Source organism: Enterobacter cloacae complex sp. P43RS (assembly GCF_014930585.1).
In the GTDB taxonomy this organism is placed as follows: domain Bacteria; phylum Pseudomonadota; class Gammaproteobacteria; order Enterobacterales; family Enterobacteriaceae; genus Enterobacter; species Enterobacter bugandensis.
This window is the reverse complement of record NZ_JADBRJ010000022.1, coordinates 1-23,000: the sequence shown is the minus strand read 5'-3', so window position 1 is coordinate 23,000 and position 23,000 is coordinate 1. Positions and strand designations below refer to the sequence as shown.

17 protein-coding genes, 3 tRNA genes and 3 pseudogenes are annotated in these 23,000 nt (G+C 52.0%); 12 read left to right on the top strand and 11 right to left on the bottom strand.

Annotation, left to right across the window (positions count from 1 at the left end):
• Nucleotides 1-76, bottom strand: a tRNA-Val gene (locus IM294_RS21935).
• Between the two features lie 258 nt (nt 77-334).
• Between IM294_RS21935 and gltX the strand changes: the two genes are divergently transcribed.
• Entirely contained in the window at nt 335-1,747 is a 1,413-nt protein-coding gene (gltX, locus tag IM294_RS21930; protein WP_126818811.1) for a glutamate--tRNA ligase, read from the top strand.
• A gap of 55 nt (nt 1,748-1,802) precedes the next feature.
• On the opposite strand, the gene IM294_RS21925 is transcribed toward gltX, so the two are convergent.
• Entirely contained in the window at nt 1,803-2,186 is a 384-nt protein-coding gene (locus tag IM294_RS21925; RefSeq protein WP_032644902.1) for a YfeC-like transcriptional regulator, read from the bottom strand.
• 1 nt (nt 2,187) lies between these two features.
• Nucleotides 2,188-2,550, bottom strand: coding sequence for a YfeC-like transcriptional regulator (locus IM294_RS21920; RefSeq protein WP_028013988.1), 363 nt, complete (start codon nt 2,548-2,550; stop codon nt 2,188-2,190).
• A 217-nt stretch (nt 2,551-2,767) separates the two neighbouring features.
• Between IM294_RS21920 and IM294_RS21915 the strand changes: the two genes are divergently transcribed.
• The 3 genes from IM294_RS21915 (at nt 2,768) to IM294_RS21905 (ending at nt 5,364) form a co-directional block, all read left to right on the top strand.
• Nucleotides 2,768-2,843 (top strand) — tRNA-Ala (locus tag IM294_RS21915).
• Nucleotides 2,844-2,884: 41 nt separating this feature from the next.
• Nucleotides 2,885-2,960 (top strand) — tRNA-Ala (locus IM294_RS21910).
• 214 nt (nt 2,961-3,174) lie between these two features.
• Nucleotides 3,175-5,364 carry an EAL domain-containing protein gene (locus IM294_RS21905; protein WP_049000949.1) on the top strand — a complete coding sequence of 730 codons (2,190 nt, stop codon included), beginning with the start codon at nt 3,175-3,177 and terminating at the stop codon, nt 5,362-5,364.
• A 41-nt stretch (nt 5,365-5,405) separates the two neighbouring features.
• Here IM294_RS21905 and IM294_RS21900 read toward each other — a convergent pair whose 3' ends face one another.
• Entirely contained in the window at nt 5,406-6,593 is a 1,188-nt protein-coding gene (locus IM294_RS21900) for a NupC/NupG family nucleoside CNT transporter (RefSeq protein WP_008501591.1), read from the bottom strand.
• A gap of 346 nt (nt 6,594-6,939) precedes the next feature.
• On the opposite strand from IM294_RS21900, the gene IM294_RS21895 reads away from it, so the two are divergent.
• On the top strand, nt 6,940-8,178 hold the full coding sequence (locus IM294_RS21895) for an Nramp family divalent metal transporter (protein ID WP_126818812.1): 1,239 nt from the start codon (nt 6,940-6,942) through the stop codon (nt 8,176-8,178).
• A 32-nt stretch (nt 8,179-8,210) separates the two neighbouring features.
• Here IM294_RS21895 and IM294_RS21890 read toward each other — a convergent pair whose 3' ends face one another.
• Together IM294_RS21890 and mgrA are read right to left on the bottom strand one after the other, a co-directional pair.
• Entirely contained in the window at nt 8,211-8,561 is a 351-nt protein-coding gene (locus IM294_RS21890) for a DUF2502 domain-containing protein (RefSeq protein WP_028013985.1), read from the bottom strand.
• A 127-nt stretch (nt 8,562-8,688) separates the two neighbouring features.
• Complete coding sequence (gene mgrA / locus IM294_RS21885) at nt 8,689-9,687, bottom strand: L-glyceraldehyde 3-phosphate reductase (RefSeq protein WP_126818813.1); 999 nt, start codon at nt 9,685-9,687, stop codon at nt 8,689-8,691.
• Between the two features lie 185 nt (nt 9,688-9,872).
• Between mgrA and ipdC the strand changes: the two genes are divergently transcribed.
• Nucleotides 9,873-11,531, top strand: coding sequence for an indolepyruvate decarboxylase (gene ipdC, locus IM294_RS21880; protein WP_126818814.1), 1,659 nt, complete (start codon nt 9,873-9,875; stop codon nt 11,529-11,531).
• Here ipdC and IM294_RS21875 read toward each other — a convergent pair whose 3' ends face one another.
• A complete protein-coding gene (locus IM294_RS21875; protein WP_041908826.1) occupies nt 11,532-12,767 on the bottom strand; it encodes an ion channel protein in 1,236 nt (411 codons plus the stop codon).
• A gap of 205 nt (nt 12,768-12,972) precedes the next feature.
• Between IM294_RS21875 and glk the strand changes: the two genes are divergently transcribed.
• A complete protein-coding gene (gene glk / locus IM294_RS21870) occupies nt 12,973-13,938 on the top strand; it encodes a glucokinase (RefSeq protein WP_126818815.1) in 966 nt (321 codons plus the stop codon).
• A gap of 38 nt (nt 13,939-13,976) precedes the next feature.
• Here the strand turns inward: glk and IM294_RS21865 are convergent, their stop codons facing one another.
• Nucleotides 13,977-14,708, bottom strand: a complete 732-nt coding sequence (locus IM294_RS21865; protein ID WP_028013980.1) for a LytTR family DNA-binding domain-containing protein — start codon at nt 14,706-14,708, stop codon at nt 13,977-13,979.
• A 1-nt stretch (nt 14,709) separates the two neighbouring features.
• Nucleotides 14,710-16,416: a sensor histidine kinase gene (locus IM294_RS21860; protein WP_041908832.1), complete on the bottom strand. Its 1,707-nt coding sequence runs from the start codon at nt 16,414-16,416 to the stop codon at nt 14,710-14,712.
• Between the two features lie 386 nt (nt 16,417-16,802).
• Here IM294_RS21860 and alaC point away from each other — a divergent pair, with 386 nt between their 5' ends.
• Complete coding sequence (alaC, locus tag IM294_RS21855) at nt 16,803-18,041, top strand: alanine transaminase (protein ID WP_028013978.1); 1,239 nt, start codon at nt 16,803-16,805, stop codon at nt 18,039-18,041.
• A 50-nt stretch (nt 18,042-18,091) separates the two neighbouring features.
• Here the strand turns inward: alaC and ypdK are convergent, their stop codons facing one another.
• Both ypdK and lpxP read right to left on the bottom strand, forming a co-directional pair.
• Nucleotides 18,092-18,163: a membrane protein YpdK gene (gene ypdK, locus IM294_RS22295; protein ID WP_099458937.1), complete on the bottom strand. Its 72-nt coding sequence runs from the start codon at nt 18,161-18,163 to the stop codon at nt 18,092-18,094.
• 358 nt (nt 18,164-18,521) lie between these two features.
• Nucleotides 18,522-19,442, bottom strand: a complete 921-nt coding sequence (gene lpxP, locus IM294_RS21845) for a kdo(2)-lipid IV(A) palmitoleoyltransferase (protein WP_028013977.1) — start codon at nt 19,440-19,442, stop codon at nt 18,522-18,524.
• 792 nt (nt 19,443-20,234) lie between these two features.
• Between lpxP and tssB the strand changes: the two are divergent.
• From tssB to IM294_RS21820, 4 genes and pseudogenes are all read left to right on the top strand, one after another.
• Nucleotides 20,235-20,564: pseudogene (gene tssB / locus IM294_RS21840) on the top strand (type VI secretion system contractile sheath small subunit); the annotation flags it as partial.
• Nucleotides 20,564-21,556: pseudogene (locus IM294_RS21835) on the top strand (AAA family ATPase); the annotation flags it as partial. The pseudogenes tssB and IM294_RS21835, both read left to right, overlap by 1 nt.
• Nucleotides 21,553-21,696, top strand: a pseudogene (locus IM294_RS21830) (Rhs element Vgr protein); the annotation flags it as partial. The pseudogenes IM294_RS21835 and IM294_RS21830, both read left to right, overlap by 4 nt.
• 405 nt (nt 21,697-22,101) lie before the next feature.
• The gene (locus tag IM294_RS21820; protein WP_000800350.1) at nt 22,102-22,947 is read left to right on the top strand and encodes a DUF6387 family protein; all 846 of its coding nucleotides are present in this window, start codon (nt 22,102-22,104) and stop codon (nt 22,945-22,947) included.
• Nucleotides 22,948-23,000: the final 53 nt, after the last annotated feature.

Sequence of the window (23,000 nt, the reverse complement as noted above, 5' to 3'; positions counted from 1 at the left end):
TGGTGGGTGATGACGGGCTCGAACCGCCGACCCCCTCCGTGTAAAGGAGATGCTCTACCAACTGAGCTAATCACCCCCGCTGTGTGGAGTCGCATTATAGGGAGAGTTGAAAATGAGTCAACGCATTTTCTAAAGTTTTTATTCGTTCGTCGTAAAATTAAACAAAACGATCGCAAAACGGGCGGTGGCGCATGATTTCTAAACAAAAACAGCAAACTCCGCCACGATAAAGGGATCGACATTGAGGAATCCCCCCACAGTGATAGAATATTGCCCATCGTTTTTTCCCCGGGATTTGCCGATTGCCGGCATCTTTATAACGTAAGGCCATTTCATGAAAATCAAAACTCGCTTCGCGCCGAGCCCGACAGGCTATCTGCACGTCGGTGGTGCTCGTACTGCTCTCTATTCCTGGCTTTTTGCACGCCACAACCAAGGTGAGTTCGTGCTGCGTATAGAAGATACCGATCTTGAGCGCTCCACGCCGGAAGCAATTGAAGCCATTATGGATGGTATGAACTGGCTGAACCTGCAGTGGGATGAAGGCCCGTATTTCCAGACCAAACGTTTTGACCGCTATAACGCTGTTATTGATGAGATGCTGGTCGCGGGCACGGCGTATAAGTGCTACTGCTCCAAAGAGCGTCTGGATGCGCTGCGTGAAGAGCAGATGGCGAACGGTGAAAAACCGCGCTATGACGGCCGCTGCCGCCACGACCACAGCGAGCATGCCGCTGATGAGCCATGCGTGGTGCGTTTTGCTAACCCGCAGGATGGCTCGGTGATTTTCGACGACCAGATCCGTGGCCCGATCGAATTCAGCAACCAGGAGCTGGACGATCTGATCATACGCCGTACCGACGGTTCCCCAACCTATAACTTCTGCGTCGTGGTTGATGACTGGGATATGGAAATTACCCACGTTATCCGTGGTGAAGACCATATCAACAACACCCCACGCCAGATCAACATCCTGAAAGCGCTGAATGCACCTGTTCCGGTCTATGCGCACGTCTCCATGATCAACGGCGACGACGGTAAAAAGCTGTCTAAACGTCACGGTGCGGTCAGCGTCATGCAGTATCGCGACGACGGCTATCTGCCGGAAGCGCTGCTGAACTATCTGGTGCGTCTGGGCTGGGCTCACGGCGACCAGGAGATCTTCAGCCGCGAAGAGATGATCGAACTGTTCTCTCTGAGCTCTGTGAGCAAATCTGCCAGCGCATTCAACACCGACAAGCTGCTGTGGCTCAACCATCACTACATCAATACCATGCCGCCGGAATATGTGGCGACTTACCTGCAGTGGCACATTGAGCAGGCAAACATTGATACCCGCACTGGCCCTGAGCTGGCGGACCTGGTAAAACTGCTCGGCGAGCGCTGCAAAACGCTGAAAGAAATTGCCGAAAGCTGCCGCTACTTCTATGAAGAGTTTGATGAGTTCGACGCTGACGCCGCGAAGAAGCACCTCCGCCCGGTTGCGCGTCAGCCGCTGGAAGTGGTGCGTGACAAGCTTGCTGCGCTCACCGAGTGGACCGCTGAAAATGTGCATCACGCCATTCAGGCGACCGCAGACGAACTGGAAGTGGGCATGGGCAAAGTCGGTATGCCACTGCGCGTTGCGGTGACCGGCGCTGGTCAGTCTCCGGCGCTGGATGTGACTGTCCATGCCATCGGCAAGTCACGCAGCGTGGCGCGCATCAACAAGGCGCTGGATTTTATTGCAGAACGTGAAAATCAGTAGTAATTAAGCCTTCTATAAGAAAAACGGCAGGGTATCCTGCCGTTTTTTTTGCCTTTTATTCGGCAATACCCAGACGAGCAAGAAAACCGCGTATGCCTTCGCGCTTCAGTAAGGTATCCAGACGCTGCTGTTCAAGCTCAGTCATACTCTCCAGCGTTTCGATAATGCCCGGACGCAGACGTGAAGGCTGTTCATTGTAGGATGAGGCCACCTCAGCCAGATGATAAACCGCCTGGCGGTTACGGATAGCCGGGAGGCTCATAATATGCTCCTTCACGCGTGCATCAACGTGAATGAGCCGCGCCCGACCGCCTTTTACGCCATTGAGTCCTTCGGTTTTCCACCCCTGCTGCCGTATCCAGCGATTTACCGTTTGTCTGGCAACACCCAAATTCTCCGCCAGCTCTTCCGTGGTCATTTTGCTACGTAGTCTTTTCATATTAATTCTGGTCGCGAATCCCTAAACGTTGCAACAAACCGGTAATTCCTTCCCGCAATAGCAGCGATGTCATCTGCTTCTGCTCTTCCGGCGTCATTTCATTGGCCAGCGTCAGGAGTAGGGTATGAAGTGAACCGTCAGTGCTGATGCCGTCAGGCATAGCGGATGTTTCCGTTGCCCGGCGTGCGCTGCGGATAAAGTCACGCACCTTTTCGTTCACATGCACCAGGCGCGCTTTACCCCCCTGGACACCGGGCTTGGGCGACGTTATCCAACCCTCTTTGCGTACCCATTTATTGATGGTCTGTCGGCTATAGCCAGTGAGCAGGGCTAACTCTTCCGGCGTCATTCGTTCCTTGATCATGCAATTTCCTGAATATTCGTGGGGTTAATTAACGGCTCATTTTATAGCACCGTTTTACGTGAAAACGTGACAGGCTTAACTCATGACTGCGAGCAGGCTCGCAAAGTGATTCATTTGCATGATTTTTCGGCGATTGAACCGCGGCTATTGATTTTGCCGTTGACACTCCGCGGTGGAATTCATATTATGCCGCCCGTCAACATGACAGCTTTACTATGGGGCTATAGCTCAGCTGGGAGAGCGCCTGCATGGCATGCAGGAGGTCAGCGGTTCGATCCCGCTTAGCTCCACCAAACTCTGAACCCAACAGAGTGTGGTTAGTAAAGTAACATGTGGGGCTATAGCTCAGCTGGGAGAGCGCTTGCATGGCATGCAAGAGGTCAGCGGTTCGATCCCGCTTAGCTCCACCAAAATTTTAAACCCTCGTCAAAAGACGAGGTTTTTTTTTATGTGTTTGTAACACCCCTAAACGTATTTTGTTGCCAAAATGGTTTTTTTCCATATCCCACCTCAACCGAAATCAATAAATCAGTCTATAAATAGACTTCAACTTGATTCGCGTAATTAATAAACCTATTATCCATGCGGTCAATGATATGAATGGATAATAATCTCCCCAGCTTAATGAATAGAAAATCGTATAATAATGTAAAGATATTTATAATTGCTCTGGCGATCTGTCTGATTGCGGTTCCCGTTTCCCGTTATCTCTCCCCGCGTGCAATTGTTAATGAACACGACGTTTATTTAGCGTGGCTCCCGTTAAGCGTTATGCTGGCGATTATGCTGTTATTGGGGCGCCGCGGTATTCTGCCTATTCTGATAAGTTTTATGGTTGCTAATATATTTAACGTTAATTTAGCACCGCTACAATATTCAGTATTACTGTTCTGTCAGACTTTCTCCGTATTCGCTGCCTGCGGTGTTCTGCGCCTTCTGCTGGGCCGGCGCTGGCGCTACTGTATGCCCAACAGGCACATTGGGTTACGCATATTTTGGCTCGGCTTTATGGTGCCGATAGGCATTAAAATGTCGATGTATCTCGCTGGCTATTTCTTTGATTTTCCGGTCACAATCTCAACTTTCTTCGGCGAAGGAACGGTAATTTATAACGTTGTTGATATTCAAAGCCTGATATGCGCGGCGATGATTTTTACCATGATGTTCTATTATCCGTTAAGAATGATTATTAATCCTCGTTATGCCATCAAGTTCTGGCGGCGAAGTGTGAAGCCCGTGTTTTTACACAAGAAATCATTATATATATTCGTCTGGCTGATGCTGTTAATCGCCATCATCGCAATTTTATGTGCGCCTTTTGAGTCGCCTGTTATTGCGGGCTATTTGATGCCGATTATTTTCATTCTCTTTACGTTAGCGATTAGCCGTCTGAGCTACGCGCTTATCTCTCTGCTGTGGGCCACCTCTGCGCTTCTGCTGTTGACCTACAACTACAACTTTCTAAACGGAGTGGAGTCGGGCCATTCGCTCTCCTTTATCCTGTCGGTACTGATCTCTTTTGCTATCTGCCTGCTTTATATGTCGCGTATCTATCAGCGAAGCGAATGGTTGAAGCAGGGCTGGCAGGACAGAGCGCTCACCGATCCGCTGACAGGATTACCCAACATTCGTGCGCTGGAAGATTTTCTCCTCGACCACCCGGATGCCAAAGTGTGTTGCCTGAGAATGGATAATCTGGAGTTTTTGAGCCGCCATTACGGCATTCTCATGCGGGTGCACTGCAAACGAATGATCACGTCCTCTCTCCAGCCGCTGTTGCAAAAAGATGAGACGCTTTTCCAGCTGCCGGGAAGCGAGCTGGTGCTGGTATTGCTTGGGCAGGGAACGGCCGAGCGCCTCCAGCATATGGTTGATCGGCTGAACAGCCGTAAGATTTTCTGGAACAATACCGGGCTGGATATCGAATTTGGCGCGTCCTGGGGAATGGTCGAAAACGGTGAGAAACTGCACCACACGCTGGGGCAACTGAGCTGGCTGGCCGAGCAATCCTGCGGAGCGCACAACGTTCTTGCGCTGACGAATAGCCTGGAAGCTGCATCAGGACAAACAACGGAGCGTGTCCTGATGCTGGCGCGGATTAAGCACGCCCTGGAGGCGGGGCAGTTCCATTTGTATGCGCAGCCGATCCAGAAGGCGGACGGTAGCGGGTACTACGAAATTCTGGCGCGTATGGAGAGCGAGGGCGAGATCATAACCCCTGACCGCTTTATTCCCCTGATTGCCCAGTTCAACCTCAGCCACCGGTTTGATATGTGCGTCATGGAAAAATTACTGCTGTGGCTGCGCGATCACCCAGCGACGCAGGCTGGCACCCGTTTCTCTGTCAATCTGATGCCGCTTACGCTGATGCAAAATGAGGTGGCGACTGAGATTTGTGCGCTCTTTGAACGGTACGGCGTTGCGCCTCAGGCTGTCGTGATTGAGATCACCGAAGAGCAGGCCTTCTCCAATTCCGGCTGCAGCATCCACAATATTCAGCAACTGCGGGATTACGGTTTCAGGATTGCCATCGATGATTTTGGTACCGGCTACGCCAACTACGAGCGTCTGAGACGCCTGCAGGCAGACATCATTAAAATTGACGGCTGCTTCGTGAAAGATATTTGTACTGATGATATGGACGCAATGATCGTCCAGTCGATATGTAATCTGGCGAAGACGAAATCACTGTGCGTGGTGGCCGAATATGTTGAGACGCCAGCGCAGCGGGAGATGCTGTTACGCTTCGGCGTGGACTATCTCCAGGGCTACCTGATAGGCAAACCCAAACCGCTGGAAGAATTGCGGGCATAAAAAAACCGGGAGCAAGTCTCCCGGTTTTTTTACGGTAAACGTTACAGAACCAGCGCAGCAATAGAAGCAGACAGGACGCTCACCAGGGTGGAGCCGTAAACCAGTTTCAGGCCAAAGCGAGAAACCACGTTACCCTGTTCTTCGTTCAGGCCTTTAATCGCACCGGCGATAATACCGATGGACGAGAAGTTCGCGAAGGAGACCAGGAATACGGACAGAATGCCTTCCGCACGTGGAGAGAGCGTGCTGGCGATTTTCTGCAGATCCATCATCGCAACGAATTCGTTAGAAACCAGCTTGGTCGCCATGATACTGCCCACCTGCAGCGCTTCGTGAGCTGGAACACCCATCACCCATGCGACAGGGTAGAAGATGTAGCCCAGGATGCCCTGGAAGGAGATGCCCAGCACTGCGGCGAACAGGGCGTTCAGTGCGGAGATCAGGGCGATAAAGCCGATCAGCATCGCGGCAACGATAATCGCCACTTTGAAACCGGCCAGGATGTATTCACCCAGCATTTCGAAGAAGCTCTGACCTTCGTGCAGGTTAGACATCTGGATGTTCTCTTCGCTGGCGTCAACACGATACGGGTTGATCAGCGACAGAACGATAAAGGTGCTGAACATATTCAGAACCAGCGCTGCAACCACATATTTTGGCTCCAGCATGGTCATATATGCGCCCACGATAGACATGGAAACGGTAGACATCGCGGTTGCCGCCATGGTGTACATGCGGTTACGGGACATTTTGCCGAGGATATCTTTATACGCGATGAAGTTCTCAGACTGACCGAGGATCAGGGAACTTACGGCGTTGAAAGATTCCAGCTTGCCCATGCCGTTTACTTTAGATAACAGGAAACCAATGCCACGAATAACGAACGGCAGAACGCGGATGTGCTGCAGAATACCGATCAGCGCGGAGATGAAGACGATTGGGCACAGTACCTTCAGGAAGAAGAATGCCAGACCTTCGTCGTTCATTTTACCGAAGACAAAGTTTGTCCCTTCGTTGGCGAATCCGAGCAGTTTTTCGAACATTTCGGAGAAGCCTTTCACGAAGCCGAGGCCTACGTTGGAGTTCAGGAAGAACCACGCAAGTAAAACTTCAATGACCAGCAGCTGGACAACATAACGAATACGAATTTTTTTGCGGTCTGTGCTGACCAGCAATGCGAGTGCAGTAACGACAACAAGTGCCAGGACAAAATGAAGGACGCGGTCCATATTTGCTCCAAATATGAGGCAGGTTTAATTTTCGTGCACATTCTATGTAACAAGCGAAAAGAAAACGAGATCAGGGACACACTATAGTTACATCCTGTGACGAGTCTCAAAATTAGTGATCCACAATACATTTTTGTTATGTTAGGTAAATGAGTGAAAAGTTAAGTTTGTGTGCTACGCTTCACAAATGACCGCGCATTTTCACATTCTGTGATGTCGCACCACCTGCCCATCTATTGTTTTTAGCTATCAGAGAAATCATTTTAAACTCTCTAAATGATCTTGATAATCATTCTCATTTTGATAGCATTTAACATAGCAAAGGCTATATTTCCAGAGGCAGATAATGACAAACAGTCGCGTAGAGGGTAGCAGTGGTAGAGCCGCGCGCAAGTTGCGGTTCGCATTAATGGGACCTGCTTTTATTGCTGCCATCGGCTATATCGATCCGGGTAATTTTGCGACCAATATTCAGGCCGGGGCCAGTTTCGGCTATAAGCTGCTGTGGGTGGTCGTCTGGGCAAACCTGATGGCGATGCTGATTCAGATGCTCTCTGCAAAACTGGGGATTGCCACGGGTAAAAACCTGGCGGAGCAAATTCGCGACCATTATCCCCGTCCGGCGGTGTGGCTCTACTGGGTTCAGGCGGAAATTATCGCCATGGCAACCGATCTCGCTGAATTTATCGGGGCAGCGATTGGCTTTAAGCTGATTCTGGGCGTGTCGCTGTTACAGGGGGCGGTGCTGACCGGGATTGCCACATTCCTGATCCTGATGCTGCAACGTCGGGGTCAAAAACCGCTGGAGAAGGTCATTGGTGGCCTGCTGCTGTTTGTTGCTGCGGCGTACATCGTCGAGCTGATTTTCTCACAGCCGAATCTGGCGCAGCTCGCAAAAGGCATGGTGATCCCAAGCCTGCCAACCTCGGAAGCGGTTTTCCTGGCCGCCGGGGTACTTGGGGCGACCATTATGCCGCATGTCATTTATTTGCACTCCTCGTTGACCCAGCATCTGCACGGCGGGACGCGTAAAGAACGCTACTCGGCAACCAAATGGGATGTGGCAATCGCCATGACCATCGCGGGTTTTGTGAATCTGGCGATGATGGCCACCGCAGCCGCCGCTTTCCACTTTAACGGTCATACTGGCGTCGCCGATCTCGACCAGGCTTACCTCACGCTCGAGCCGTTACTGAGCCATGCTGCTGCCACGATATTTGGTCTGAGCCTGGTTGCCGCCGGTCTCTCCTCCACGGTGGTGGGGACGCTGGCAGGGCAGGTGGTGATGCAGGGATTTGTTCGCTTCCATATTCCATTGTGGGTGCGTCGTTTTATCACCATGCTTCCGTCGTTTATCGTGATTATGATGGGGCTCGATCCAACGCGAATTCTGGTGATGAGCCAGGTGCTGCTGAGCTTTGGTATTGCGTTGGCGCTGGTGCCGCTGCTGATTTTCACCAGCAATAAAGCTCTGATGGGCGAACTGGTTAATACGACGCTGGTGAAACGGGCCGGGTGGGCCATCGTGGTGGTCGTCGTAGCGCTAAACCTGTGGCTGTTGATTGGCACCGCGCTGGGGCTATAAAAGAAAAAGGAGCCGGGAGGCTCCTTTTTGCATTAATGATGACCGTGACCGTGACCACCGCGTCCTTTTCCGCCGTGACCCCAGCCGCCGCGGCGGTCGTCACGATCTTTCCAGCCTTCGCGGTAGCCGCGCTCATAGGCGTTGTTTTTATACCAGCCGCGATGCAGGCCGTTATCGTGCCTGCGCCAGCGGTCACCCCGCCATTCATAATGACGGTGCCAGTAATCACGGTCGCGCCAGTAGCCACCGTCCCAGTATCTGCCGTAGTCGTCACGATCGCCAATTTGTAATTTTACTGATGGCAACAGGGTGATTTCGCCCGCAGTGGCGACGAGCGGGGCCGAAGCCAGTAATACCGCTGCAAGAATCAGTGACCTGAACATACTCTTTCTCCTTCACGATCGGGGCCTTCGTGGGGCCTGTTAACGCAATATTACGAGTTGGTAAAGGCTCGTTTCATCGCCTCAACTCCGAATTCCCGAGGGAGAGCACTTTTTGCTAAAAGTGGTTTTATTTTGAACTGCTCAGGATCTGGTCGATTAGAGAAAGTTCTTCTGCGGTAAACTGGCGGTTTTCCAGCATACCCACGGCATCATCAATCTGAGCCGTTTTGCTGGCACCGATCAGTACCGACGTGACCTCCTCATGGCGTAACACCCAGGCAAGCGCCATCTGCGAGAGTTTCTGGCCGCGGCTTTCTGCCAGGGCGTTTAGCTGGCGCACCTTCTCAAGCTTCTCTTCGGTGATCTGTTCCGGGTTAAGGAATTGACTGCCGCTTGCCGCACGGGAATCGGCGGGAATACCGTTAAGATACCGGTTGGTCAACTGTCCCCCTGCCAGCGGCGAGAAGGGAATACAGCCGACCCCTTTTTCCTGCAGAACATCCAGCAAACCCTCTTCCGGCGCACGTTCGAACATCGAGTATTTCGGCTGGTGGATCAGGCAGGGCGTGCCCAGGTCATTCAGGATATCAATCGCTTTTCGCGCCAGCTCGGCAGGATAGTTGGATAACCCGACATACAGGGCTTTGCCCTGGCGCACCAATTGGTCAAGCGCTTTCATGGTTTCCTGCAGCGGCGTTTCCGGGTCAGGACGGTGATGATAGAAGATATCGACATATTCCAGCCCCATACGCTTCAGGCTTTGATCGAGGCTTGCCAGCAGATATTTGCGCGATCCCCAGTCGCCATAAGGGCCGTCCCACATGGTATATCCCGCTTTCGTGGAGACGATCAGTTCGTCGCGCCAGGGCAGGAAATCCTCCTGTAAAATACGGCCGAAATTACGCTCGGCGGACCCCGGCGGGGGACCATAGTTATTGGCAAGGTCGAAATGCGTAATACCCAGATCGAACGCGCGCTGTAAAAGTTGACGGCTATTTTCGATGAGCGTGGCGTCACCAAAGTTATGCCACAGCCCCAGCGAGACCGCGGGCAACCTGAGTCCGCTTCGCCCACAGCGGCGATACTCCATTGTCTGATAACGATTTTTGTCCGGCTGATAACCCATTCGTATGACCTCTCGTGCTGAAGAGAAAAATCAGTGTATACGTTTACATTAACGTGAAAAAAAGCAGCATAGCTCAGCATTTTTTGTAAAGCATTCTTTCCATAGCCTTCTTATCGCCAATTCTGGACAGCCATCACGCTTATTTAATACTCAAAGTGAGGTCAACATCAGAAGGATACCTGTTTATGCGTACCCCGTACTGCGTCGCCGATTACCTGCTGGACCGTCTTACAGATTGTGGAGCCGATCATCTGTTTGGCGTGCCGGGCGACTATAACCTGCAGTTTCTCGACCACGTAATAGACAGCCCGGATATCTGCTGGGTGGGCTGTGCCAACGAGTTAAACGCCTCTTATGCCGCTGACGGATATGCCCGCTGTAAGGGCTTCGCCGCGCTGCTGACGACGTTTGGCGTCGGCGAATTAAGTGCCATGAACGGCATTGCGGGCAGCTATGCCGAGCACGTTCCGGTGCTGCATATTGTTGGCGCGCCGGGGATGGCGTCTCAGCAAAGAGGGGAACTGCTGCACCATACGCTGGGCGATGGTGAGTTCCGTCATTTTTACCATATGAGCGAGCCGATCACCGTTGCACAGGCGATCCTGACCGAACAAAACGCCTGTTATGAAATCGACCGGGTATTGACGACGATGCTCCGGGAACGTCGCCCCGGCTATTTGATGTTACCTGCCGATGTGGCAAAAAAAGCCGCTACGCCGCCTGTAAACGCTCTCACGCTTCGGCATGCGCATGCCGATAGCGCCTGCCTGAAAGCGTTCCGGGATGCTGCGGAGCGTCAACTGGCAGCGAGTAAGCGTACCGCGCTGTTAGCGGATTTTCTTGTCCTGCGCCATGGGCTGAAGCACGCGCTGCAGAAGTGGGTGAAGGATGTGCCGATGGCGCATGCCACGATGCTGATGGGCAAAGGCATATTCGACGAACGTAACGCCGGTTTTTACGGCACCTACAGCGGTTCGGCCAGTGCCGGTCCGGTAAAAGAGGCGATAGAGGGGGCTGATACGGTGCTGTGCATCGGCACGCGTTTTACCGATACTCTGACGGCTGGGTTTACCCATCAGTTAACGCCTGCACAGACGATAGAAGTCCAGCCTCATGCCGCCCGCGTCGGCGATATCTGGTTTACCGGCATCCCGATGGCCCAGGCCATTGAAGCGCTGCTGGAGCTGTGCAAACAGCATATTCACGATAAGCCTGTTCCGGCATCGCACAGCGCGATGAATTTCCCTCAGCCGGACGGCTCGCTTACGCAGGAGAATTTCTGGCAAACGCTGCAAACGTTTATTCGCCCGGGAGACATCATCCTGGCCGATCAGGGCACCTCGGCCTTCGGCGCGATCGACCTTCGTCTGCCGGCTGACGTGAATTTTATCGTCCAGCCGCTGTGGGGGTCGATTGGCTATACGCTGGCGGCCGCATTTGGCGCGCAAACGGCATGCCCAAACCGGCGCGTGATTGTCCTGACGGGGGATGGTGCGGCGCAGCTCACTATTCAGGAGCTCGGCTCGATGCTGCGGGATAAACAACGTCCCATCATTCTGGTTCTTAACAACGAAGGGTATACGGTGGAAAGAGCGATCCATGGGCCTGAGCAGCGGTATAACGACATTGCGCTCTGGAACTGGACGCAACTCCCGCAGGCTCTGAGCCTTGATCCTCAGGCCCAGTGCTGGCGGGTCAGTGAAGCGGAGCAGCTGGCGGACGTTCTTGAAAAAGTGGCGCACCACGAGCGGCTCTCGCTGATTGAGGTGATGCTGCCAAAAGCCGATATCCCACCGCTGCTGGTGGCGCTCACCAAAGCGCTGGAGGCGCGCAACAGCGCCTGATTATTTGTCGTTTCGCCAGGCCATCATCATCGGTTTGCCCGCCAGCAGGAGCCAGGCGGGCAACATCACGATACAAAGCAGAGGGAAAAGCGTCGAATCCGGTACGACTACCGCCGCCATAAACAGGCTCAGCCATGCATCGCGCGTTACCACCAGTACCAGCCCCAGAATAGAGCAAGATACGGTAATCGCCGCCGGAACCGCGTCGACATGCTCGTGCAGCATCAGCCCCAGTGCCACGCCGACAAACACCGCCGGGAAGATACGCCCGCCGCGGAAACCGCACGCTGCAGCAACGACAAGCGCCGCCAGCTTGATGACGGCAAACAACAGGTAATCGGACACGCTAAACACCTGGCTGAAGGCCAGCTGCTGCATTTCGTCCAGACCTTTGAACAGGGTCACCGTTCCGCCAATTGCCCCTAAAACACCGAGGATTAGCCCCCCTGTTCCCAGAATCAATACCGGATGTTTGAGTTTATGCACCAGCCGGTGCAGGCGCGGAAGACACCATACCGCCACCATGCCCAGCGCGATGGCGATCGCGACGACGATGGCGCCGCTGAATATATCTGCAATCCGCATCTCTCCGTAGTGCGGCAGAGAGAGGGAAAAATGGGGATGGAAAAACAGGCTTGTCGTCAGCGCGCCGGCAGCCGCGGCCATCAGTGGAGCGAACAGCTTATCCCAGAGCGGGACGTCGTTATCACTGGCCAACGTCTGAGAAAAGATCAGGGCAGCAGCGACAGGCGTGCCAAAAAGCGCCCCGATGGTGCCTGCGGAGGCGAGGATGGTCCAGTCCAGCGCGCCGACGCGAGGCAGAATGCGTGCGCCGAGGAATACCGCCAGGCCAATATTCACCGCCATAATCGGATGCTCGGGACCCAGGCTGACGCCGCCCGCCAGGCCCACGATCAACGCGACGATTAGCCCCGGCAGTGCAGAGGGGGGAACCGGAGCGCCAATCAGAGGTTCCAGCGCCGGGTCCGGTCCGGCGTGGCCGGGACTGAAACGGATCGCCAGACCCACCGCAATACCGGTTAACGTCAGCATCAGGATGATCCACGCCGAAGAATCCGCGGTGACCCCCAGTTTTGCCGGAAGCGCTGTCCATAAGAGAGTTTGCAGCACCGACGCGATTTTCATCACGACGATAAGGACCAGGCTTGAGGCCACGCCAATGATCAGCGCCGGAATTGCCAGCAACAGCATGGTTCTGGCTCGCGGGTGGAGCATGATGATTTCCTTGTACAAAATGCAATGACGTTACTTTGCATATTAAGCCTTATGGCAATAGTGCAAAAGGTGCTGAAACGGTAAAGTTATTCTGTGACGAAGATCGATAATCCACGGGCATTCACCTTCCGGTCGTTGTTGTTATCACGCCTTGAATTTACAGTGTCCGAAAGATTTATTCTGACTTTAGCGGAGCAGTAGAAGAATGACAAAGTATGCTTTGGTAGGCGATGTGGGCGGCACGAACGCGCGTCTCGCATTATGCGATGTAAGTAACGGTGAAATTTCCCGGGCGAAGACCTACTCAGGGCTGGATTACCCAAGCCTTGAGGCCGTTGTTCGCGTCTATCTGGAAGAGCATCAGGTGAGCGTCGAAGACGGCTGCATCGCCATTGCCTGCCCGATAACCGGCGACTGGGTCGCAATGACCAACCATACCTGGGCATTCTCCATCGCAGAGATGAAAAAGAATCTCGGTTTTGCGCATCTGGAAATCATCAATGACTTCACCGCGGTGTCCATGGCGATCCCGATGCTGAAGCCGGAGCACCTGATTCAGTTTGGCGGCGCTGAACCGGTCGAGGGCAAGCCGATTGCGGTTTACGGGGCCGGTACCGGCCTGGGCGTGTCGCACCTGGTGCATGTTGCTCAGCGCTGGGTGAGCCTGCCGGGTGAAGGCGGCCATGTGGACTTTGCGCCAAACAGCGAAGAAGAGGGCATTATCCTCGAAGAGTTACGCGCGGAGATCGGCCACGTTTCCGCCGAGCGCGTCCTGTCAGGGCCGGGGCTGGTGAACCTGTATCGTGCGATTGTGAAATCGGACGGTCGTCTGCCGGAAAACCTGCAGCCGAAAGACGTCACTGAACGCGCGCTGGCGGACAGCTGCATCGACTGCCGTCGCGCTCTTTCGCTGTTCTGCGTCATTATGGGACGGTTCGGCGGCAACCTGGCGCTGACGCTGGGCACCTTTGGCGGGGTCTATATTGCGGGCGGGATCGTGCCGCGCTTCCTCGACTTCTTTAAAGCCTCCGGTTTCCGCGGCGGGTTTGAAGATAAAGGGCGTTTCAGAAGCTACGTACAGGACATTCCCGTTTATCTCATCGTGCATGATAACCCAGGCCTGCTGGGTTCGGGTGCCCATCTGCGTCAGGTTCTCGGTCAAATCCTCTGATGTATCATTACCCTCTCCCGCGGGAGAGGGCTCTTTCGTTACAGGTGCATCAGCTGGCGGAACTCTTTCACTTTGCTGCGGCTCACCGGCACCTGAAAATCCAAATCTTTCAGGCGCAAAATATAGGTGTTGTTAAACCACGGTTCGATCTCGCGGATCTTATTTAAATTGACGCAAAACGAACGGTGGCAGCGGAAAAAGTGGGCTGCCGGAAGCTTGCTGCAGAATTCAGTAATGTTCATCGCCATGACATACGATTCCCGCCGCGTATAGACAAACGTCATCTTTTCGTGCGCTTCGGCGTAGTAGATATCGTTGACCGGGGTCACGATGATGCGCTCATCTTTGACCAGATTAATGGTGTCGTTTTCCCGTATCGTCGGGCTGGCGGTAGCCGGAGCGCTCTGTTGCTGCCATGCGGCCTCCAGCTTTTGCAGCATGCTGACAATTCGCGACTCCTGGTAAGGCTTCAGAATATAGTCAAATGCCTCCAGCTCGAAGGCTTCTACGGCATGCTCTTTCCATGCGGTAACGAACACAATAAACGGCTTATGGGCAAACTGATTGATATTTTGCGCCAGCAGCACGCCGTCCAGCGAGGGAATATTGATATCCAGAAAAATCGCGTCAACCCGGTTATGCTGCAGAAACTTCAGCACGTCCAGACCATCATCAAACGTACCCACAATCTCCATCTGGCTGTGGGTTTTGATAAGCCAGGTTAGTTCCTGTTGAGCCAGGAATTCATCTTCAACGATGATGACTTTCATATTACTCACCCTGAGGTAATAAAGATGTCGCCGCATGAACAGGGGAGCGCTCATTCGGGACGTAAAAAGCGATTTCAGTGCCTGGTTCAAGACGATGAATATGCAGCCCGTCGCCGTAGAGAAGCTTGACTCTGTGGTGCACGTTCAGCAGCCCGATTTTATTCCCGGGCATCTCGTTAGACTCCACGCGCTCAATGACTTTTGGGTCAATCCCGTGGCCGGTATCGCGTACCGCAATTCGCACCCGGTTGCCACTTTCGGTGATGCTGATGGTGACCACCCCTTTGCCTTTACAGGGCTGAATACCGTGAACAATCGCGTTTTCAACCAGCGGCTGGATCAGCAGGCTCGGGATCACGCAGTTGACCTCTTCATCAATATCGTAAATCACCGTGAGCTTGTCGCCAAAGCGCGCCTGTTCAATCGCGATATAGTCTTTGATCTGATAAAGCTCTTTTTTAATGTCGATCTGCTCGTCATCTTTCAGTTCGATGTTGTAGCGCAGATAGCGCGACAGGTTAAAAATCAGCTGGCGCGCGGTGTCCGGATTCAAACGAATGGAAGAGGAGATAGCGTTCAGCGCGTTAAACAGGAAATGGGGATTAATTTTGCTCTGCAGTGCGCGCAGCTCTGCCTTATTTGCCATCTCACGCAGCTGTTCTGCCCGGGAGACCTCAAGCTGAGTAGAGATAATCTGCGACAGGCCAATGGCCATCTCCTGCAGCGTGGAGGTGATCTGATGCGCGTGGCAGTAATAAATTTTCAGCGTGCCCGTTACAACGCCTTTTTCCCATAGCGGGATCACCAGCATCGAGTGAATTTCCGGCGTTCGGTGAGCTTCATCATTGTTTTTAATGATGATTTTTCCGTAGTTAATCGCCTGTCTGGTGGTCGGACTAATGGTGTCATCACTGTCGCGATAGTTGTGCTCCCCGACGCCTACGTAGGCCAGCACGTGGTCGATATTGGTGATGGCGACGGCGTCAGCGTGAATGTCGTGGCGGATGATCTCGCAGACCTGGCGCAGCGACTCCGCGTTAACGTGGCGAAAGAGCGGCAGCGTTTTGTTGGCAATATCCAGCGCCAGCTTGGCCTGACGGGCGGCGCTGGCCTCTTTTTCCCCTTCAACGCTCTGCACCAGCAGCACGATAAAACCGATGCAGACGCTGCCCAGAATCATAGGAATACCGATTTTCGAGACGATATCCAGCCCCAGCGCGGTGGTGGGGGCCCAGACGACGACCAGGATCATGGTCAGCGTTTCGCACACCATGCCCGCAGCAATCCCGGCGCGCCAGCGCTGTTTTTTGGGGATCTTGCGGCCGATCCAGCCGGAAAGCACCCCGGCGATAATGCTGGTGATAAAGCATGGCACTGCCGTTACGCCACCGATATCAATCAGGTAGCGATGGGTCCCGGCAATCACGCCGGTGATGACACCCACCCACGGGCCAAACAAAATTCCGCCGGACATGACGGCGATAATGCGCACGTTAACCAGCGAACCCTCTACCGGCACCCCGGACCAGGTGCTGAACAGTGCGAACAAGGAAAAGATGGCGGTAACCGCCAGCAGCTCTTTCGGCGAGTGTGCGGATTTATGCAAAAGCTCGCGAAACAAGCGAATGCGAATCAGGAAGAACAGGCAAATCAGCATTAATGCCGCACGGTCAAAAACCGCCAGCAGCATAGTGAATATCTCGTGCACGGAGCAGACCTGGGCAAACGGGAAAGAACCATGATAAAAAACCTGGGGCGTATTGACCAGCAATCCGTCGGGTTTATCAAATGAGGAAAAACCATAGTTTACAAAGGGGATTGTCAGGTGAGGATTGATGCTACCCGATTTTTTCTCAGCGCCAAATCACCAGGTAACTGTTTTGATATCATTGTGTTAAATAACGGCTAACGGAAAGCCAATATCAGAACCCTGTTTCCATTTTCAGGCATTGCAGTGTTCCGGTTTTCACGCGGGCGCTTTTTTTTCATTTTCCTCTCGACAGGGTGTTTTTTTTCAGGTTATTTTCTAAGCACGCCACATCGGTGGCAGCGTCGCTCGGACGGTCCGGGCGCTAACGTTAATCTGAGGAATCTATGGCTGAATTCAGTCCTGAACGCCGTTTTACGCGTATCGATCGTCTCCCCCCTTATGTTTTCAATATCACTGCTGAACTGAAGATGGCTGCGCGTCGGCGCGGCGAAGATATTATCGATTTCAGCATGGGTAACCCTGACGGCCCAACGCCACCGCATATCGTTGAAAAGCTCTGCACGGTTGCCCAGCGTCCGGATACGCACGGCTACTCAACCTCGCGCGGTATTCCCAGGTTACGTCGCGCGATCTCGCGCTGGTATCAGGATCGTTATCAGGTTGATATCGATCCTGAAAGTGAGGCGATTGTCACCATCGGCTCGAAAGAAGGGCTGGCACATCTGATGCTGGCCACGCTGGATCACGGTGATACGGTGCTGGTACCCAATCCAAGTTACCCAATCCATATCTATGGCGCGGTGATTGCCGGGGCGCAGGTGCGCTCTGTTCCGCTGGTGGAAGGTGTCGATTTCTTTAACGAACTGGAACGTGCCATTCGCGAAAGCTACCCGAAACCCAAGATGATGATCCTCGGTTTCCCGTCGAACCCAACGGCCCAGTGCGTGGAGCTTGACTTCTTCGAGAAAGTTGTCGCTCTGGCCAAGCGTTATGACGTGCTGGTGGTTCATGATTTAGCCTACGCCGATATCGTCTATGACGGCTGGAAAGCCCCGTCGATAATGCAGGTTCCGGGCGCGCGTGACGTGGCGGTGGAGTTCTTTACCCTGTCGAAAAGCTACAACATGGCGGGCTGGCGTATTGGCTTTATGGTGGGTAACAAAACGCTGGTAAGTGCACTGGCGCGCATCAAGAGTTACCACGATTACGGTACCTTCACGCCGCTGCAGGTTGCCGCTATTGCCGCTCTGGAGGGCGATCAGCAGTGCGTTCACGACATTGCTGCTCAGTATAAACGTCGCCGCGACGTACTCGTAAAAGGGTTACATGAGGCTGGCTGGATGGTGGAGATGCCGAAAGCGTCCATGTACGTCTGGGCGAAAATTCCGGAACCGTACGCAGCGATGGGTTCGCTGGAGTTTGCTAAAAAGCTGCTGCAGGACGCGAAGGTGTGTGTGTCCCCGGGCATCGGCTTTGGTGATTATGGCGACACCCACGTGCGCTTTGCTTTAATCGAAAACAGCGACCGTATTCGTCAGGCGGTGAGGGGCATCAAGAGTATGTTCCGGGCCGATGGCCTGCTCTCAGCAAAGAGCGTTGCTGAAAACCCCGTGTCCTCATGACAAAAAAACAGGAGCCAAATGGCTCCTGTTTTTTTGACTGCATGTTCTCACTAGATCATCAGGGCAAAGGTTCCGGCCCAGACTAAAACGATCACCGAAATGCCCATAAAGAAATATTTCACGTTTCATCGCTCCGCGTATCTTGTGGTACGCATTTAAAAACAGAGTCCAACTGATTATAGAGAACTGAAATCCCGGCTAAACAGAAATGAGAATTTTCCCGTTACGCCGATGACTCCCGCTCAGAATTCTGTGCTTTCCTGGTGCCAGACGGCGCTAATGTACGCTTAAAAATGAGGGGTGACAAGAGGGATTTTTTTAAATAATTTCCGCCACTTACGAGTGTCGTGGAACGGCGACAGTTTGATTTCACAGCGCAATAAATTCACTTTGGGCGACGCCATCAAAGACGGTTTTGCAGTGAGATGACAGGTGATTGAAAAGGCTAGTTTCTTAGCGAAACTAACCTTCACGCAGGGCTTAAATATAGAGGGAGGCTTCGCCAAGAGGACGCGTTTTGAAACGGCGATGCATCCAGAGATATTGCTCCGGTGCGCGCATGATTTCAGTTTCGATGACCTTATTGATAAACGCTGCCGCTTCACACTCGTTTTCCGGATAGTTAGCCATTTCCGGAGAGATGTGCAGACGGTAGCCTGACTTATCCGCTTTTCTCACCATCGTCACGGTCAGCATGGAGGCACCTGACAAACGCGAAATGACGAAAGTCCCGTTGGTCGTCGCTACATCCTTCACGGCAAAGAAGGGGGCAAAGCTGCTGCCTTTGCGTCCGTAATCCTGGTCTGGAGCAAACCAGACGGCCTCACCTTTCTTCAGGGCGCCAACCATACCGCGCAGGTTGTTACGGCTGATCATCGCTTTATTGGAGCGCATGCGGCCTCGCGTCTGAACCCACTCCATTAGTGCACTGTTGTGCGGTCTGTAGGTTGCCATCATGGGCTGACAAAGGCCCATCACGCGCCCGCCAAGCTCCAGCGACATAAAGTGCACGCCAACAACCATCACGCCGCGTTTTTGCAGCTGAGCGCGTTTAAGGTTGTCCAGTCCTTCTACATCAAACCATTTGCGGACGCGTTCATCCGGCCAGAACCAGGCCATGCCGGTTTCAAGCAGCGCCATGCCGATGGATTTAAAGTTTTCAGAGATCAGTTTTTCGCGCTCTTCAGCATTGTACTGAGGAAAGCAAAGCTCGATGTTTTTACGCGCGATAGATTCGCGACGCTTCAGGAAATAGCGGGATGCGCTGCCCAGTTTCGACCCCAGCATACGCAGCACAGGGTAGGGGAGCTGTACCAGCAGCCAGAGAACGCCAAGACCAAACCATGTAAACCAGTAACGCGGGTGTAAAAACGCGCGTTGAAATTTGGATTGAGACAAAATAGAGAAACCTATGTAGAGCCGGTGAAAGTAACGCTTAGTGCGATACCACGTGCCTATTAGACCGTAGTACAAGGTCATGGTTGCAGGCTTTACCGATCTTTACGGCGTTACCTGGCCATAGCTGACGTTGGGTGGGCGGTATAATGTAACACCGTTATACGATATGTGCTATTACTCGTTTTTGATTAAAAAAGCGACGATCCAGAAGGTGTTTGATTTTACAGATTTTATAAACAGCCGTATTGAGAGCCCCCCTCCTTCTTGCGCGGCGAGCAGAAGCCTCTGCGCAAGGAGAAAGTCAATTCACGAGCAAGCACGGTATTAATGATTGACGACTCGTTAAGTATCCGGAAATGAATTTTTTACTACATATAATAAATAAGAATTTTCATAAGGAAAAATCTTATATATTATTCATGCCATCAATAAAATATTCACTTTTCATACTTTTTCGTTTCTTCTTTTTTTACGTTCCTCAATAGCTTCTTTCAGTTAATTCATGCTTTTTTGACAAAGTGTCGTGATGCAAATCAAAATAAGTTGTTTTTATTAGTATCTCACTGGTTGCGATCCTTTTAACGATATAAATATTTGGTTTGCGCGAAAAGAGTAGTTTCTTTTTCTGCCTTGGCAGGGCATTACACAATAATAGTTTAGCAGAAAATTCTTAAGAAATTTCTCATTGCGGGTTAATGATCTGCGTATTTGATTTTGTGTCGATCATTATTCTATGATTGCGCATCAACGCGATACCGTGAAGTTGGCATAGCAAAACCAAAGAGGGATGATGAGATGGCTGACAGTTTTCAGAATGAAGTGCCTAAGGCACGTATTAACCTAAAGCTTGACCTGCATACTGGCGGAGTAAGCAAGAAAATGGAATTACCATTGAAATTGCTTGTTGCGGGTGATTTTAGTAATGGGCAGGACACAGCGCCAATATTTGATCGCGAAAAGGTTAATATCACGAAGAACAATTTTGATAGCGTTCTTTCCGAATATTCCCCAAAAGTTAATCTGACCGTTAAAAATACGCTGGCTGATGATGGCGGTGAGGACAACATTCAGCTGACTTTCCAGAGCATGAAAGATTTCACGCCAGAGCAGGTGGCTGCTCAGATGACTGGACAGGCGTTCCGCTGTCATCGCTGATGAAAGATGAGCAGACCGAACTGCTTACCCTGGAAGATGAAATTGGCAAACGTGTGGTCGGGCAGGATGTGGCGCTCGCGGCCATCGCGCAGCGCCTGCGTGCGGCAAAAACGGGTCTTACATCTGAGAATGGCCCTCAGGGCGTATTTCTGCTGGTGGGCCCGAGTGGGGTGGGGAAAACCGAAACCGCCCTGGCTCTGGCGGACGTGATGTACGGCGGTGAAAAATCACTGATTACCATCAACTTGTCCGAGTACCAGGAGCCTCATACTGTTTCCCAGCTGAAGGGCTCCCCTCCGGGTTACGTTGGCTACGGTCAGGGCGGTATTCTCACCGAAGCCGTGCGTAAGCGACCGTACAGCGTGGTGCTGCTCGATGAAGTCGAAAAAGCGCACCGCGACGTGATGAACCTGTTCTACCAGGTGTTCGACCGTGGCTTTATGCGCGACGGTGAAGGTCGTGAAATCGACTTCCGCAACACCGTTATTCTGATGACCTCCAACCTCGGCAGCGACCACCTGATGCAGCTGCTGGATGAGAACCCTGAAGCCACCCAAGGAGACCTGCACGAACTGCTGCGTCCGATACTGCGAGACCACTTCCAGCCGGCGTTGCTGGCCCGCTTCCAGACCGTGATTTACCGTCCGCTGGCGGAAGCGGCCATGCGTACCATCGTGGAAATGAAGCTGTTACAGGTCAGCAAGCGCCTGCATCGCCACTACGGCCTAACCACGCAGATTAATGAGAGCCTGTATGACGCCCTGACCGCCGCCTGCCTGCTGCCGGATACCGGGGCGCGCAATATCGACAGCCTGCTGAATCAACAAATTCTGCCGGTGCTGAGCCAGCAGTTGCTGACCCGTATGGCCGACAGACAAAAACCACGGTCGTTACACCTGAGCTGGAGCGAAGAAGAGGGCATTGGCCTGGAATTTGACGTTCAGGAGGGAGTGGACGCATGAGCAATAATCCTCCGTTAAGGTTCAGCCATAACCACCACCTGCTGGCGGTGAAAGGCTGTGAGTCCGCGCTCGACGTGCTGGCGTTTGAAGGCGATGAAGCCCTGAGCACGCCGTTCCGCTACCGTATTGAATTCACCAGCGGTACCCGCTGAAGAGCAGCTCAGGCGCCTGTCGCAGTATCCTGCAGGAAGTGCGCTCCCTGAAGCAGAAAAGACCCAACTTGAGCTTCACCTAAAGCAACTGGCAACGCGTTATGCTCAAATAAAGCAGGATGCTTCTGCTCAATGAGTTTTTGCAGCGAACAGACTAATTTGGGTTAAAAACAGAGGAAGATAAAAGTGTCCCCTGCAGGAATCGAAAGTGTAAATAATTATATGATTTAAAAAAGAAAATTTATAGTTATTCATTTTTATTCCAACATTTATACCAACAAGTAGCTAAAGACATTTCAACTGTGTGTGGAAAGTCGCATAACTTGCATAAGTTGAGTAAGTCTGACAATTTTAACACTAACAGATTATGGATTTTTGTTGGAGTGTATACTTATGAAAAATTGGGCTCCAGAGCATACGAAAGAGATCAAGTTATGGCTGGATATTAGTACTTACCGCAAATTTGAAGACCTCTCATTGATACAGTTCTACCATGAGTTATGGGCTCGGAACTTGTTCTTTAAGGAATATCGAGAAGATTTCGAGAGCAAAGAACTTATGGTGTATTTCTCGAAAATATTCAGCGGTAATCCCTTTTTGATCGAAGAAGGGCAATTGGGATACATGGCTCCTGCCAACAAGCTCTTTCAACCGCCACATTTTTTTCTAACCACACTTGACCGACTCGCTGAAACGAGCATTATTGCAATGCAACGTGGAGGATTTGTTTGGCATGAAGGTGATAATTATTCTATAAACAGAGAGCTTCGGGAAGAATCATTATCAGATATTATGCCAGATCAGTTTTCAAGAACAGTTATGTTCGAAATTGATCTTGCGAGTGGTACAGACGAAGAAATCGCTGAGTCGCTTAAAACAGCTCTCCCTCAATGGCGTAAAGTGAAGGGTATCGATGAGAACCCATTAGAGTCAGTTCGCTTTGGATATGGAACGATCAAGAAGTTAATCAGCTATCGTGTAATTCCTATGCTGGACATATTGGTATGGGCTGCCGTTAAAAAAATTAGAGTTTCTGATGACAGATTATCCAGATTGTTATATACAGATAATGACGAAGAAAGCGAAGTAAGATTGCCTAATCAAATAAAAGATACCGACAGACCTTTAGCACTTAAAGCGTGTACGATTGCCTTTATCAGGCAGTTTAATCACTTCATAAATAAGAATAACCATCTAAAACAAATTAAAGTTAACGACGTCATAAAACTTACAGATTAAAACAGTATACTTCAACCGTAGTAGCATGATGTTAAAACCCTATACTATATATT